At 54.7% G+C, this 14,678-nt stretch carries 17 protein-coding genes; 13 read left to right on the plus strand and 4 right to left on the minus strand.

What is annotated here, in order from left to right; all coding sequences use genetic code 11:
* Positions 1 to 53: 53 nt before the first annotated feature.
* Positions 54 to 659, minus strand: a complete 606-nt coding sequence (locus tag ECL_RS19975; protein ID WP_013098408.1) for an ankyrin repeat domain-containing protein — start codon at positions 657 to 659, stop codon at positions 54 to 56.
* Between the two features lie 318 nt (positions 660 to 977).
* On the opposite strand from ECL_RS19975, the gene ECL_RS19980 reads away from it, so the two are divergent.
* A complete protein-coding gene (locus ECL_RS19980) occupies positions 978 to 1,907 on the plus strand; it encodes a LysR substrate-binding domain-containing protein (RefSeq protein WP_013098409.1) in 930 nt (309 codons plus the stop codon).
* On the opposite strand, the gene ECL_RS19985 is transcribed toward ECL_RS19980, so the two are convergent.
* Positions 1,904 to 2,062 carry a YqaE/Pmp3 family membrane protein gene (locus ECL_RS19985; protein ID WP_013098410.1) on the minus strand — a complete coding sequence of 53 codons (159 nt, stop codon included), beginning with the start codon at positions 2,060 to 2,062 and terminating at the stop codon, positions 1,904 to 1,906. The two genes, ECL_RS19980 and ECL_RS19985, sit on opposite strands and share 4 nt — an antisense overlap.
* A gap of 178 nt (positions 2,063 to 2,240) precedes the next feature.
* On the opposite strand from ECL_RS19985, the gene ECL_RS19990 reads away from it, so the two are divergent.
* Both ECL_RS19990 and ECL_RS19995 read left to right on the plus strand, forming a co-directional pair.
* Positions 2,241 to 2,762: a rhodanese family protein gene (locus tag ECL_RS19990; RefSeq protein ID WP_013098411.1), complete on the plus strand. Its 522-nt coding sequence runs from the start codon at positions 2,241 to 2,243 to the stop codon at positions 2,760 to 2,762.
* 79 nt (positions 2,763 to 2,841) lie between these two features.
* Positions 2,842 to 3,021 carry a YodC family protein gene (locus tag ECL_RS19995; protein ID WP_013098412.1) on the plus strand — a complete coding sequence of 60 codons (180 nt, stop codon included), beginning with the start codon at positions 2,842 to 2,844 and terminating at the stop codon, positions 3,019 to 3,021.
* 38 nt (positions 3,022 to 3,059) lie between these two features.
* Here the strand turns inward: ECL_RS19995 and stpA are convergent, their stop codons facing one another.
* Positions 3,060 to 3,464, minus strand: coding sequence for a DNA-binding protein StpA (gene stpA / locus ECL_RS20000; protein ID WP_013098413.1), 405 nt, complete (start codon positions 3,462 to 3,464; stop codon positions 3,060 to 3,062).
* Between the two features lie 479 nt (positions 3,465 to 3,943).
* Between stpA and alaE the strand changes: the two genes are divergently transcribed.
* Positions 3,944 to 4,393, plus strand: a complete 450-nt coding sequence (alaE, locus tag ECL_RS20005; RefSeq protein WP_013098416.1) for an L-alanine exporter AlaE — start codon at positions 3,944 to 3,946, stop codon at positions 4,391 to 4,393.
* A 32-nt stretch (positions 4,394 to 4,425) separates the two neighbouring features.
* On the opposite strand, the gene ECL_RS20010 is transcribed toward alaE, so the two are convergent.
* Entirely contained in the window at positions 4,426 to 4,770 is a 345-nt protein-coding gene (locus tag ECL_RS20010) for a DUF2002 family protein (protein ID WP_013098417.1), read from the minus strand.
* Positions 4,771 to 4,930: 160 nt separating this feature from the next.
* On the opposite strand from ECL_RS20010, the gene ECL_RS20015 reads away from it, so the two are divergent.
* The 9 genes from ECL_RS20015 (at position 4,931) to ECL_RS20055 (ending at position 14,638) form a co-directional block, all read left to right on the plus strand.
* Complete coding sequence (locus tag ECL_RS20015; protein WP_029883716.1) at positions 4,931 to 5,257, plus strand: ElaB/YgaM/YqjD family protein; 327 nt, start codon at positions 4,931 to 4,933, stop codon at positions 5,255 to 5,257.
* A gap of 243 nt (positions 5,258 to 5,500) precedes the next feature.
* Positions 5,501 to 5,740 carry a glutaredoxin-like protein NrdH gene (gene nrdH, locus ECL_RS20020; protein ID WP_013098419.1) on the plus strand — a complete coding sequence of 80 codons (240 nt, stop codon included), beginning with the start codon at positions 5,501 to 5,503 and terminating at the stop codon, positions 5,738 to 5,740.
* On the plus strand, positions 5,737 to 6,147 hold the full coding sequence (nrdI, locus tag ECL_RS20025; RefSeq protein ID WP_013098420.1) for a class Ib ribonucleoside-diphosphate reductase assembly flavoprotein NrdI: 411 nt from the start codon (positions 5,737 to 5,739) through the stop codon (positions 6,145 to 6,147). The genes nrdH and nrdI overlap by 4 nt, the downstream gene beginning before the upstream one ends.
* Complete coding sequence (gene nrdE, locus ECL_RS20030) at positions 6,120 to 8,264, plus strand: class 1b ribonucleoside-diphosphate reductase subunit alpha (RefSeq protein ID WP_013098421.1); 2,145 nt, start codon at positions 6,120 to 6,122, stop codon at positions 8,262 to 8,264. Before nrdI ends, nrdE begins: the two co-directional genes overlap by 28 nt.
* 9 nt (positions 8,265 to 8,273) lie before the next feature.
* A complete protein-coding gene (gene nrdF / locus ECL_RS20035; protein ID WP_013098422.1) occupies positions 8,274 to 9,233 on the plus strand; it encodes a class 1b ribonucleoside-diphosphate reductase subunit beta in 960 nt (319 codons plus the stop codon).
* Between the two features lie 333 nt (positions 9,234 to 9,566).
* Positions 9,567 to 10,769 carry a glycine betaine/L-proline ABC transporter ATP-binding protein ProV gene (proV, locus tag ECL_RS20040; RefSeq protein ID WP_013098423.1) on the plus strand — a complete coding sequence of 401 codons (1,203 nt, stop codon included), beginning with the start codon at positions 9,567 to 9,569 and terminating at the stop codon, positions 10,767 to 10,769.
* Positions 10,762 to 11,826, plus strand: coding sequence for a glycine betaine/L-proline ABC transporter permease ProW (gene proW / locus ECL_RS20045; protein WP_013098424.1), 1,065 nt, complete (start codon positions 10,762 to 10,764; stop codon positions 11,824 to 11,826). The genes proV and proW overlap by 8 nt, the downstream gene beginning before the upstream one ends.
* Positions 11,827 to 11,835: 9 nt before the next feature.
* Positions 11,836 to 12,831, plus strand: a complete 996-nt coding sequence (gene proX / locus ECL_RS20050) for a glycine betaine/L-proline ABC transporter substrate-binding protein ProX (protein WP_013098425.1) — start codon at positions 11,836 to 11,838, stop codon at positions 12,829 to 12,831.
* 622 nt (positions 12,832 to 13,453) lie between these two features.
* Positions 13,454 to 14,638: an MFS transporter gene (locus ECL_RS20055; RefSeq protein WP_013098426.1), complete on the plus strand. Its 1,185-nt coding sequence runs from the start codon at positions 13,454 to 13,456 to the stop codon at positions 14,636 to 14,638.
* Positions 14,639 to 14,678 lie beyond the last annotated feature (40 nt).

Here is a 14,678-nt window from a genome sequence, read left to right on the forward strand (position 1 = left end):
TCGGAAAAATACGTTTGAAATGGGGCCAGCCGGAAACAGGCTGGCCGAATAAATTACGCGCCCGCCGCCAGCAGCTGGTCAGCTATCGCGTGGTAGCCTTTTTCCCGCGCCAGTTCGAGCGGGGTTTTACCGTATTTATCGGTCATGTGCGGATTCGCACCGTGGTCCAGCAGCAGCTTCACGATCGCCTGCTGTTTCGGGCCGCCGTCATTCAGGACAATGGCTTCCAGCAGCGGCGTCCAGCCGACAAAATTGGTGTGATTAACGTTGATATCGGTTTTTTCCAGCAACTCGCGGACAATCTCCACATGTCCTTTCTCACTGGCGGGCGTAATCCCCACTCCGCCGAAGCGTGTCAGGCGGTCCAGATCCGGGTTGGCGGGCAGAACAAGCCGCAGCAGGGTTAAATCATTGGTCAGGCAGCTGATCAGGAAGGGGTTAAAACAGGTCTGGTCCTGTTTATCTATATCCGCACCGGCGTCAATTAATAACGCGACACAGGGGTAATGTTTTTTCAGGCTGGCAATAACAATGGCGGTTCTTTTCTGACGGTTGGTGGCGTTAATATCGACACCTTTCTCAAGGCAGGCTTTTAGCGCGTCGACATTACCCTGCTCTGCCGCCAGTAAAAATTCCGTCACAAGTTCGTTCGCAGACATACAGACTCCCGATGGTGTGTTGCTGATGACCTGAGAATAGCAACAGCCCTTTCAGAAAAGAATCCGCTTAAAAATCATTCATCGACAGTCAATTCATTGTTGAGTTAAATTCAACGGTTCAGCCAAAACGTGCGTCTGTGCAACCTTTTTCTTATGGGTAAGCGTTTTTTCAGGCCATTCACGGCATTTTGCTTATGACCAAAGAAGCCTTGCATAACAAGGCCTGTAGCTAAACATCAGAACTGTGACCGCCGTCAAATGCGTTGTTGCGCCGCTGTTAAAATATGTTCAAAACTGATGGTAACCCGGAGCCGTAATATGAATTCCATCTTTACTGAAGAGAATCTGCTGGCCTTCACCACGGCGGCGCGTTTTGGCAGTTTCAGCAAAGCCGCCGCCGAGCTGGGTGTGACCACGTCGGCCATCAGTTACACCATCAAACGTATGGAGACCGGGCTGGACGTGGTGCTGTTTGTGCGTAACACACGCAGCATCGAGCTGACCGAGTCCGGCTTTTACTTTTACCGCAAGGCTACCGATCTGCTGAACGATTTCTATGCTATCAGGCGTGGGATAGACACCATCTCTCAGGGCATCGAGGCGCGGGTACGCATCTGCATCAATCAGCTTTTGTATACCCCACGTCATACCGCGCGGCTGCTGCAGGTGCTGAAAAAGCAGTTTCCCACCTGCCAGATCACCGTCACCACGGAGGTCTATAACGGCGTCTGGGACTCAATCATCAATAACCAGGCCAATATCGCGATTGGCGCGCCGGATACGCTTCTTGACGGCGGCGGCATTGATTACACGGAGATTGGCGCTATCCGCTGGGTATTCGCCATCGCGCCGGAACACCCGCTGGCGTTTGTCCCGGAACCGATCGCGGAAAGCCAGCTGCGCCTCTACCCGAACATCATGGTGGAGGACACCGCGCACACCATTAATAAGAAGGTCGGCTGGCTGCTGCACGGGCAGGAGGCGATTCTGGTGCCGGATTTTAACACCAAATGCCAGTGTCAGATTCTGGGGGAAGGGATCGGTTTTTTACCGGAATACATGACCCGGGAGGCCGTAGCGGACGGGCTGCTGGTGACACGACGCATTAATAACCCGCGTCAGGATTCGCGCATGCTGCTTGCCACGCAGCATGCGGCGACCGGCCAGGTTACGCGCTGGATCAAACAGCAGTTCGGCCCGCAGGGCGTACTGACCGGGATCTACAGCGACTTACTGTGGCGCACCTAGTTTCTCGTCTGAACCCAAAACGCGTGGATAAGTCCAGGGAAGTAGCCCAGTATGGTCAGAAGGATATTCAGGATAAACGCCCAGCCCAGTCCCTTGCCAAGCAGTACGCCCAGCGGCGGGAGAATAATCGTAAAAACAACACGCCAAAAACCCATAAAGACTCCGTGCAAGCTAACCAATTGAAAATTATAAAAGAGACATCTCTAAGCGTAGCCAGTTTACGGGTAACTGCCATTCGGCTGGCGCGCTTTTACCTGCCTTTACCCTCTTTACACTGGCTTAAATCCTTCTTTAAATGCTCTACTACATAAAACACGATCGTAAGGAAACACCATGTCTCTTCCTCTGATTACGCCACAGCAGGCAAACGCGCTTATTGGTGACGGCGCAAAGCTGATTGATATTCGCGATCCTGACGAATATGCCCGCGAGCATATTCCCGCCGCACAGTCCGTGCCGCTGGACATCTTACCCGGCGCACTGAACGCCGGGGCGGGTGAAACGGTGATTTTTCACTGCCAGTCCGGGGCCAGAACATCGAACAACGCCGCACGTCTTGCCCAGGCGGCGTCGCCTGCTCAGGCCTTGGTGGTCGAGGGCGGTATTCAGGGCTGGAAACAGGCCGGACTACCGACCGTAGAAGATAAATCCCAGCCGCTGCCGCTGATGCGTCAGGTGCAAATTGCTGCCGGGCTGCTGATTCTGTGCGGCGTGGTGCTGGGCTATACGCTCTCCAGCGGCTTCTTCCTGCTGAGCGGTTTTGTCGGGGCCGGGCTTCTGTTTGCTGGCCTGACCGGATTTTGCGGCATGGCAAGACTGCTCAAGGTGATGCCGTGGAACAGACATACCTCATAAGCAGTAATCGATGAACCCTGCTGTACCCGGCGTGTGACGTGGGCTACAGTGAAGATCGCTAAAACGATGAGGAGGTTCTATGTTTTCTGTCGGTGATTATGTGCAACCGCGTCAGGGCGGCCCGAAACTGAAAGTGCTCGAAGTCAATGGGGATAGCATTGTGGCCGTTCAGGCCAGCAATGAGCAGGGCGAGAAATATACCCTGAAAGCAGCGGAAGTTGCGCTGTACACCGAAGACGGTGATTTTGGCGTCTGCTAAACAGACAACCGGGCGGAGTCTTCCGCCCGGCTCACGCATTAGATCAGAAAATCATCCAGTGATTTGCCATTTTCCAGCGCATTGGCAATAGGCTTCGGCGTGCGGCCCTGACCGGTCCACGTTTTCTCTTCACCGTTCTGGTCAATAAAGCGATATTTTGCTTCACGCGGCTTACGTTTTTTCGCCGATTTACCCGCATGCGCCAGCTCTACACCCAGCAGATCGGACGGTGAAATACCATCGGCTTTCATCCGTTCCAGCAGAGCATTAATTTTTTCCTGCTGCTCAGCGCGCTGTTGCTCTAATTCCGCCTGCTCACTACGTTTCTCTTCAGCAACGACCCTGACTTTTTCCAGCATTTCCTCAAGAACGTCCAGGGATAATTCACGCGCCATGGCGCGCAGAGTTCGGATATTATTAAGATTCTGTAACGTCAAAGACATATTATTTGAAAACCTTTTTTGTGGTGAGTCGTAAAATCAAAGCGAAGAATAATTCATTTCAAACATAATATCCACCCATCGACGCTTTTTGTCATTATTGTAAATATTTTTAAAGACGCCGCTTATATTATCCGGATATCGCGTTGTCGCGCTGCTTTTAATAAACATTCATAACAACATAAACGGTCGGTTTTAAGGCAAATCGCAGGAGGGTACGCTGCGCGCTGCGTGTCGCACGGTCGCCGCCCACGCATCGCAAGCAACTTGTTGATTTTGCGCATCAAAAAACAGGACGAGAAAGAAAATAACGAAGCGAGCAAAAAACCATCATCTTTAGAGGATTTTGTGGAAAAAACGCGAATAAATAAAAATTTAATACTAGTTGTTAGTTTAAAGCCAGAAGGATACGCTATACATGTCAACCAAACCAACCCAAATCACTAAGATCATTACTTTTGTGCGTCTCAAGGAGCTCAGCCATGTTCTCACCGCAATCTCGCCTGCGCCACGCGGTAGCGGATACTTTCGCGATGGTTGTCTACTGTTCCGTCGTGAACATGCTGATTGAAATATTCCTCTCCGGAATGACCTTCGAGCAGTCACTTTCTTCGCGTCTGGTAGCGATCCCGGTGAACATTATTATCGCCTGGCCTTACGGCTTATACCGTGATGCCGTGATGCGCTTCGCCCGCCGCATCAGCCCGTCTGGCTGGATGAAAAACCTGGCAGATGTGCTGGCTTATGTGACGTTTCAGTCGCCGGTGTATGTGGCGATCCTGTTGACGGTGGGGGCAGACTGGCATCAGATTGCCGCAGCGGTGAGCTCAAATATCGTGATTTCGATGTTGATGGGCGCGGTGTATGGCTATTTCCTCGACTACTGTCGCCGCCTGTTCAGGGTCAGCCAGTACAGCCAGGCAAAAGCCTGATATGAAGCGACTGGCATATGCCAGTCGCAGTATTATTGTGCGTCGCCAAACAGTCCCTTCAGAAACCGCTCCAGCGCCATACGCGAGCTAAAACCATGCGGAATACCATAATGCTCGTGCGTCTCGCCGCCTAAATAGAGCGGAAATTGCTGGTAGTGATCGCAGGTTTTAATATCCGAGGCAGGCTCAGCAAATGACAGACTTCTGTCTTTCAGCGTCGGGTGAATAATAAGAGCGGTACGCCCCATTCTGGCTTCACGATTCACGTAAACATAATTCTCGCCACGGCGATAGCCATACGCTTTTGGCGTCACTTCATCCATGGTGAATCCCGCTTTTTCAAGAACGCGCGCCACCTCATCCGGTCGTAAATACATATCTTTTCCTCGTTATCTTTTCCTGCCCGGCAACCTTACAGTATTCAGCATTAGCAGGGCTTTCAGAATATTCCATAAACGGCCTGATGAGTCGTGACTCGCTTCAGATATTAAATTTCTGAACTAAACTAAACCGGAAGACAAAATTATGGAGGATCGTATGTTTAACAGACCGAACCAAAACGATATTAACGACGACGCTCAGGATATTCGTAATGATGTCAGCAGATTAGCGGACACGCTGGAGGAGGTGCTGAAATCCTGGGGCTCCGATGCGAAGGACGATGCGGAGGCCGCAAAACGTAAGGCTCAGTCTCTGCTGCGTGAAACACGCGCCCGAATGCATGGCCGCTCTCGTGCCACCCAGGCTGCCTGCGACATGGCAAGTTGCGCCACCACCTTCGTTCGTGAAAAACCGCTATGTACCCTGGGTACGGTCGCGGCGGTGGGTATTTTTGTTGGCGCCCTGCTTAGCCTGCGTAAGTAAGCGCGCGTTATCAGCCCCGGTTGCCTCTGGCGCCGGGGCTTTTCTTTGCCTGAAAGCCTGAAAAACCCGTGCAGCCTGCCCTGCCCCGCTGTGCTCATCATTGGGGCGCCATCAATCTGAATTTCCCATATCTTGTATGGTTGAAACTTAGCACAACTACATCTAGTATTCCCTTTAGCAAGACACACACAACCTGACGCGATGCTTCGCGCCGTTCTCTCACTTTAAATGGAAATACGAATCATGAGCATTATTATTTACACTCGTAACGATTGTGTTCAGTGCCACGCGACCAAACGCGCTATGGAAAGCCGCGGGGTGGACTTTGAGATGGTGAATATCGATCTGGTGCCCGAGGCTGCCGATACTCTGCGTGCCCAGGGATTTCGCCAGCTGCCAGTGGTGGTGGCCGGGGAAACCAGCTGGTCTGGCTTTCGCCCGGACATGATTAACCGCCTCGCCGCGCAGGCCGCAAGGGCATGAGCGGGCTGGTCTACTTTTCCAGCAGCTCGGAAAACACGCTCCGCTTTATTGAGCGCGTCGGGCTGCCTGCGGTGCGCATTCCGCTCAACGAGCGGGAGCGTATTCAGGTAGACGCCCCTTACATTCTGGTGGTTCCCAGCTATGGCGGCGGCGGTACGGCAGGTGCGGTACCGCGTCAGGTGATCCGCTTTCTCAACGATCCCCATAACCGCGCGCTTATTCGCGGCGTGATTGCGGCGGGCAATCGTAATTTCGGCGACGCCTTTGGTCGCGCCGGGGATGTCATCTCTCAAAAATGCGGCGTGCCGTATCTCTATCGCTTTGAACTGATGGGGACACAGCAGGACGTAGAGAACGTGCGTAAAGGAGTGAACGAATTTTGGCAACGACAACCGCAGAACGCGTAATGCAGGCGACACCGGACTACCACGCCTTAAACGCGATGCTTAACCTCTACGATCGCGAGGGGCGCATCCAGTTTGGTAAAGATCATGACGCCGTGGACGCCTTTTTTGCCGCCCACGTCCGTCCAAACAGCGTGACGTTCGCCAGCCAGGATGAGCGTCTCGACTACCTGGTCAACGAAGGGTATTACGAAGAACGCGTGCTCTCCCGTTACGACCGCGCCTTTGTGGTCAGGTTATTTGAGCGGGCCCACGCCAGCGGTTTTCGGTTCCAGACGTTTCTGGGCGCCTGGAAGTATTACACCAGCTACACCCTGAAAACCTTTGACGGCAAACGCTACCTTGAAAGCTTTGAGGATCGCGTAGTGATGGTGGCGCTGACCCTGGCCCAGGGCGATGAAGCCCTGGCTGAACAGCTGATGGAAGAGATCCTCTCCGGACGCTTCCAGCCGGCCACTCCGACCTTCCTTAACTGCGGCAAGGCCCAGCGCGGCGAGCTGGTCTCCTGTTTCCTGCTGCGTATAGAAGACAATATGGAGTCGATTGGCCGCGCGGTAAATTCGGCGCTGCAGCTGTCCAAACGCGGCGGCGGCGTGGCGTTTTTACTGTCTAACCTGCGTGAAGCGGGTGCGCCAATTAAGCGCATTGAGAACCAGTCATCCGGCGTGATCCCGGTGATGAAGATGCTGGAAGATGCCTTCTCCTACGCCAACCAGCTTGGCGCGCGTCAGGGGGCCGGGGCGGTCTACCTGCACGCCCACCACCCGGACATTCTGCGTTTTCTGGATACCAAACGCGAAAACGCCGACGAAAAAATCCGTATCAAAACCCTGTCGCTCGGGGTGGTGATCCCGGATATCACCTTTAAGCTCGCCAAAGAGAATGCCGACATGGCGCTGTTCTCGCCGTATGACATCGAGCGAATTTATGGCAAAGCGTTTGGCGACGTGGCGATAAGCGAGCTTTACGACGAGCTGGTTGCCGACGATCGCATTCGCAAAAAATACATCAACGCCCGCGATTTCTTCCAGCGGCTTGCCGAAATTCAGTTTGAGTCCGGCTACCCGTATATCATGTATGAAGACACGGTAAACCGTGCGAACCCGATTGCCGGGCGCATCAACATGAGCAACCTCTGTTCGGAGATTTTGCAGGTCAACAGCGCGTCCACTTATGACGAGAATCTGGACTACGCCGACATCGGCAAAGATATCTCCTGCAACCTCGGGTCGCTGAATATCGCCCACACCATGGATTCCCCCGATTTTGGCCGTACGGTCGACACGGCAGTTCGCGGCCTGACGGCTGTATCAGACATGAGTCATATCCGCAGCGTGCCGTCCATTGAGGCAGGCAACGCCGCGTCGCACGCCATCGGCCTGGGCCAGATGAACCTGCACGGCTATCTGGCGCGGGAAGGCATCGCCTACGGCAGCCCGGAAGGGCTGGATTTCACCAACCTCTATTTTTACACCATCACCTGGCATGCGCTGCACACCTCAATGATGCTGGCGCGCGAGCGCAACCAGCGCTTCGCGGGCTTTGAGCAGTCGCGCTATGCCAGCGGGGAATATTTCAGTCAGTACCTGGAGAGCGACTGGCAGCCGAAAACGGAGAAAGTGCGCGCGTTGTTTGCCCGCGCCGGGATCGTTCTGCCCACGCGCGAAATGTGGCAGCAGCTGCGTGACGATGTGATGCGCCACGGCATCTATAACCAGAACCTGCAGGCGGTGCCGCCCACCGGCTCTATCTCCTATATCAATCACGCCACGTCGAGCATTCACCCGATTGTGTCGAAAATTGAGATCCGCAAGGAGGGCAAAACCGGGCGCGTCTACTACCCCGCCCCGTTTATGACCAATGAAAACCTGGCGCTGTATCAGGACGCGTATGAAATTGGCCCGGAAAAAATCATCGATACCTACGCCGAAGCAACCCGACACGTGGATCAGGGCCTGTCGCTGACGCTCTTCTTCCCGGACACGGCCACCACGCGGGATATCAACAAAGCACAGATTTATGCCTGGAAGAAAGGCATTAAAACGCTCTATTACATTCGCCTGCGCCAGCTTGCGCTGGAAGGCACCGAAATCGAAGGCTGCGTGTCCTGCGCGCTGTAAGGAGAAAGGATGAAACTGTCACGCGTGAGTGCGATTAACTGGAACCACATTCAGGATGATAAGGACCTGGAGGTGTGGAACCGCCTGACGAGCAATTTCTGGCTGCCGGAAAAAGTGCCGCTTTCTAACGATATTCCGGCCTGGCAAACCCTGAGTCATGCCGAGCAGCAGTTGACAATTCGCGTCTTTACCGGTCTGACGCTGCTGGACACCATCCAGAATACCGTTGGCGCCCCCGCGCTGATGGCCGATGCGCTGACGCCGCACGAAGAGGCGGTGATGTCGAACATCAGCTTTATGGAAGCGGTGCACGCCCGCTCCTACAGTTCGATCTTCTCGACGCTGTGCCAGACCAAAGATGTGGATGCGGCCTACAGCTGGAGTGAAGAGAGCGAGTCACTGCAGCGCAAGGCCAACCTGGTGCTGGATTATTATCAGGCCGATGAGCCGCTGAAGAAGAAAATCGCCAGCGTGTTTCTGGAATCATTCCTCTTCTACTCTGGCTTCTGGCTGCCGATGTACTGGTCGAGCCGCGGCAAACTCACCAACACCGCCGATCTCATTCGCCTCATTATCCGGGATGAAGCGGTGCACGGGTATTACATCGGCTATAAGTACCAGAAAGGGCTGGAGAAAGTCAGTGATGTCAGACGCGAGGAGCTAAAAGGATTTGCCCTTGATTTGCTGATGGATCTCTATGATAACGAACTGAGCTATACCGAAGAGCTCTACGCCGGAACCGGCTGGGAAGAGGAGGTAAAAGCCTTCCTCTGTTACAACGCCAATAAGGCGCTGATGAACCTCGGCTACGAGGCTTTGTTCCCGCCCGAAATGGCCGACGTGAACCCGGCAATTCTGGCGGCGCTCTCCCCCAACGCTGACGAAAACCACGACTTCTTTTCCGGGTCCGGCTCATCGTATGTGATGGGTAAAGCGGTGGAAACAGAAGATGAGGACTGGGATTTTTAATGATCGCCTTAACGTTCATTAATTAAATATAAATATTCCAATTTCCTTCCGGATATTTCTCCTTCAGCTACACTGTCATCTCCACGACATATTCGCCTGAATCACTCCGATCCAGGCGAATTCTCCCGATGGCGCAGCAAAAAATTCACAAAAATTCAGATCGCGCTCAGCCCTTTACTCATGGGAAATTCAGCCGTTTCGCTTACTGCAAAATTCAACCCATAAGCAAACCCAGGGTTGCCTCAGAATCTGAGTATGTTAGGGTTATGCCCGTTAACAATTTACCATGGTAATCATATCGACATAAACAAATAACAGGACACTCTCTATTGCATGGCAATTAAATTAGAAGTGAAGAATCTTTATAAAATATTTGGCGAGCATCCGCAGCGCGCATTCAAATATATTGAAAAAGGCCTTTCGAAAGAGCAAATTCTGGAAAAAACCGGGCTATCGCTTGGCGTTAAAGACGCCAGTCTGGCCATTGAAGAAGGCGAGATTTTTGTCATCATGGGGTTATCCGGTTCGGGTAAATCCACTATGGTTCGCCTTCTCAATCGCCTGATTGAACCCACCCGTGGGCAGGTCCTGATTGATGGTGTAGACATTGCCCAAATATCAGATGCCGAACTCCGCGAGGTGCGCAGAAAAAAGATTGCGATGGTCTTCCAGTCGTTCGCCCTGATGCCGCATATGACGGTACTGGATAATACCGCCTTTGGTATGGAATTAGCGGGCGTTGCCGCCAGCGAACGTCAGGAAAAAGCGCTTGATGCATTGCGCCAGGTGGGGCTGGAAAATTATGCCCATGCGTATCCGGATGAGCTTTCCGGCGGCATGCGTCAGCGTGTAGGTTTAGCCCGCGCATTAGCCATCAATCCCGATATTTTATTAATGGATGAAGCCTTCTCGGCGCTTGATCCCTTAATTCGCACCGAGATGCAGGATGAGCTGGTAAAATTACAGGCGAGACACCAGCGCACCATTGTCTTTATTTCTCACGATCTCGATGAAGCCATGCGTATTGGCGACCGCATTGCCATTATGCAAAATGGCGAAGTGGTGCAGGTCGGTACACCGGATGAAATTCTGAATAATCCGGCAAATGATTATGTGCGGACCTTCTTCCGCGGCGTGGATATTAGCCAGGTGTTTAGCGCCAAAGATATTGCCCGTCGTACCCCGAACGGCATTATTCGTAAAACACCGGGTTTCGGTCCGCGCTCTGCCCTTAAGCTTCTGCAGGACGAAGACCGTGAATACGGTTATCTGGTTGAACGCGGCAATAAATTTGTCGGCGTTGTCTCCATCGATTCTCTCAAAACCGCGCTCAGCGAAAACCAGGGAATTGATGCGGCGTTAATTGACGCTCCGCTTGCCGTGGATGCCGAAACGCCGCTCAGCGAGTTGCTCTCTCACGTCGGCCAGGCACCCTGTGCCGTGCCGGTTATTGGTGAAGAACAACAGTACGTCGGCATCATCTCAAAACGGATGTTGCTGCAGGCTTTAGATCGCGAGGGGGCAAACCATGGCTGATCAATCTAACCCGTGGGGCACCACAGAGGCAGCAGACAGCGCTGCGCAATCTGCCGATGCGTGGGGTTCCACGCCAGCACCTGCCGATGGCGGTGGCGCGGCAGACTGGCTCAATAATGCGCCAGCACCGGCACCAGAACATTTCAATATTATGGATCCGTTCCACAAAACGCTGATCCCCCTGGACAGCTGGGTAACGGAGGGGATCGACTGGGTGGTTACCCATTTCCGTCCCGTCTTCCAGGGGATCCGCGTTCCGGTGGATTACATCCTCAACGGCTTCCAGCAGCTGATGCTGGGCATGCCCGCGCCGGTGGCGATTGTGCTGTTCTCGCTGATCGCCTGGCAGTTTGGTAGTGCAGGTATGGGGATCGCCACGCTGATCTCGTTGATTGCGATTGGTGCCATTGGCGCGTGGTCGCAGGCGATGATCACCCTGGCGCTGGTGCTGACCGCCCTGCTCTTCTGCATTGTCATTGGATTGCCTACGGGGATCTGGCTGGCGCGCAGTCCACGGGCGGCGAAGATCGTTCGTCCGCTGCTGGATGCGATGCAAACCACGCCAGCGTTCGTTTATCTGGTGCCCATCGTGATGCTGTTCGGTATCGGCAACGTGCCGGGCGTGGTGGTGACCATTATCTTCGCCCTGCCGCCGATTATTCGTCTGACAATACTCGGGATTAACCAGGTGCCTGCGGATCTGATTGAGGCCTCCCGTTCGTTCGGTGCCAGCCCGCGGCAGATGCTGTTTAAAGTTCAGCTCCCGCTGGCAATGCCTACCATCATGGCGGGGGTTAACCAGACGCTGATGCTGGCGCTCTCGATGGTGGTGATCGCCTCGATGATTGCCGTTGGCGGGCTGGGTCAAATGGTATTGCGCGGTATTGGCCGCCTCGATATGGGGCTGGCGACCGTCGGCGGCGTGGGCATTGTGATCCTCGCCATTATCCTTGACCGCCTGACCCAGGCTGTCGGTCGTGATTCACGCAGTCGCGGCAACCGTCGCTGGTATACCACCGGCCCTGTCGGGTTACTCACCCGCCCATTCAGAAAATAAGGAACAACGATGCGACATAAGGTACTTTTTGCCACAGCGTTTGCCACCCTTGTCTCCACCAGCGCATTCGCCGCGGACCTGCCGGGTAAAGGCATTACCGTGCAGCCGGTGCAGAGCACCATTTCGGAAGAGAGCTTCCAGACGCTTATCGTCAGCCGCGCGCTGGAGAAGCTGGGTTATACGGTCAATACGCCGAGCGAAGTGGATTACAACGTCGGCTACACCTCGATTGCCTCCGGTGATGCGACCTTCACTGCCGTCAACTGGCAGCCGCTGCACGACGATATGTACGCCGCGGCTGGCGGTGATAAGAAGTTCTACCGTGAAGGCACCTTCGTGACCGGTGCGGCGCAGGGTTATCTGATCGACAAGAAAACCGCCGACCAGTACCACATCACCAATATTGAGCAGCTGAAAGATCCGAAGATCGCCAAACTGTTCGACACTAACGGCGACGGCAAAGCCGATATGATGGGCTGCTCGCCGGGCTGGGGTTGTGAAGCGGTGATTAACCACCAGAACAAAGCGTACGGTCTGGCGAAAACCGTCGACGTGAGCCACGGCAACTACTCAGCGATGATGGCCGACACCATCGCCCGCTTTAAAGAGGGTAAACCGGTGATTTATTACACCTGGACCCCGTACTGGGTGAGCGACGTGCTGAAGCCGGGTAAAGATGTGGTGTGGCTGCAGGTACCGTTCTCCTCCCTGCCGGGCGAGCAGAAAGATATCGACACCAAACTGCCGAACGGCATGAACTATGGCTTCCCGGTGAATACGATGCATATCGTCGCCAACAAAGCCTGGGCGGAGAAAAACCCGGCCGCCGCCAAACTGTTCTCGGTAATGAAGCTGCCGCTGGCGGACATCAACGCCCAGAATGCGATGATGCACGCGGGCAAATCGTCTGAGGCGGATGTGAAGGGCCACGTTGACGGCTGGATTAAAGCCCACCAGCAGCAGTTTGATGGCTGGGTGAAGGAAGCGCTTGAGGCGCAGAAGTAAGTTTTTCCCCTCACCCCGGCTCTCTTAATCATTCCCTCTCCCTGTGGGCTGAGGGTTCCCCACAAAATAATGCCTGCACGGAGGACCCCCTCTCCCTTGAGGGAGAGGGTTGGGGTGAGGGGGAACATATGGCTGTAGAAGTCATTCCGTTCACTTTATGTTCCTTGCTACTCTGTAACGACATAGCCCGTGAACGTGCCAGGGTGGCTCAGTCGCCACCACCCTGGCGACCCGGGCTCCCGGCGGTAAATCGCCGCTTCGCGGTGCCCTCGGCTTATTCCTTCCGGCTTATCGGGGACGGGCGGATGTAACGTCCCTGTAAAGCCGCCCTCTCGGCGCATCCATGCGCCTCGCCCCGGCCTGCAGGAAACGCCTCAGCGATTTACAGCCGGACCAGAGCGTCGCTGTAAGTCATTAATTTTACTGAAACAACTTTCGTCGCTTCCGGTAAAAAATTACTGGGGAACCCTCACCCCTGTGGGAGAGGGTTAAGGTGAGGACACCAGACCGCACCATCCCCTAAACCGCACAATCCATCACCCGACAATCCCCCATCCTTCACAATCATTGGTTATTATTGTTTCCGGAAAAATAATCACTTAACTAATGATTTCTGAAACCCATGACAAAAACATCTCAGGGGCTTAGCCCCGCGCTTATTCTTTTAATGTCCGTGGCAACGGGTCTGGCGGTCGCCAGTAACTACTACGCTCAACCTCTGCTCGATACCATCGCCCGGGCGTTTAACCTTTCTGCCAGCTCGGCAGGCTTTATTGTCACCGCCGCCCAGCTCGGCTATGCCGCCGGGCTGCTGTTCCTGGTGCCGCTCGGCGATATGTTTGAGCGCCGGATGCTGATTGTCTCCATGACCCTGCTGGCCGCAGGCGGCATGCTGATCACCGCCAGCAGCCACTCTTTAACAATGATGATTATCGGCACCGCGCTGACGGGTCTGTTCTCCGTGGTGGCGCAAATTCTGGTTCCACTGGCCGCCACCCTCGCCGCACCGGAAAAGCGCGGCAAAGTGGTGGGCACTATCATGAGCGGCCTGCTGCTGGGGATACTGCTGGCACGTACCGTAGCAGGTCTGCTGGCCAGCCTTGGCGGCTGGCGTACCGTCTACTGGGTGGCAAGCGTGCTGATGGTGGTGATGGCGCTCGCGCTCTGGCGCGGCTTGCCGAAGGTGAAGCAGGAAAATCACCTGAACTATCCTCAGCTTCTGGCCTCCGTGTTCAGCCTCTTTACCCGGGATAAACTCCTGCGCACCCGCGCGCTGCTGGGATGTTTCACCTTCGCCAACTTCAGCATCCTATGGACGTCGATGGCCTTTCTGCTGGCCGCACCGCCATTTAACTATTCCGAAGGGGTGATTGGTCTGTTTGGTCTGGCCGGTGCGGCGGGGGCGCTCGGCGCGCGTCCGGCAGGCGGGCTGGCCGATAAGGGCAAATCTCACATGACCACCAGCGCGGGACTGGTGCTGCTTCTGCTCTCCTGGGCGGCCATCTGGTACGGTCATACCTCCGTGCTGGCGCTGATCGTCGGCATTCTGGTGCTCGACCTCACCGTACAGGGCGTGCATATCACTAACCAGACCGTGATTTACCGCGTGAAGCCAGACGCGCGAAACCGTCTTACTGCCGGGTACATGACCAGCTACTTCATCGGCGGTGCTGCGGGCTCGTTAATTTCCGCCTCGGCGTGGCAGCATGGCGGGTGGACAGGCGTGTGCGCGACAGGAGCCGTTGTCGCCGCGCTAAACCTGGTAGTATGGTGGCGCGGATACCATCGTCAGGAAGCCATTCACTAAGTTTTACATAGCTTTGGGCCTCTTAGGGTGTAAAGGGGCC

It is taken from the genome of Enterobacter cloacae subsp. cloacae ATCC 13047, assembly GCF_000025565.1.
GTDB classification, from domain to species: domain Bacteria; phylum Pseudomonadota; class Gammaproteobacteria; order Enterobacterales; family Enterobacteriaceae; genus Enterobacter; species Enterobacter cloacae.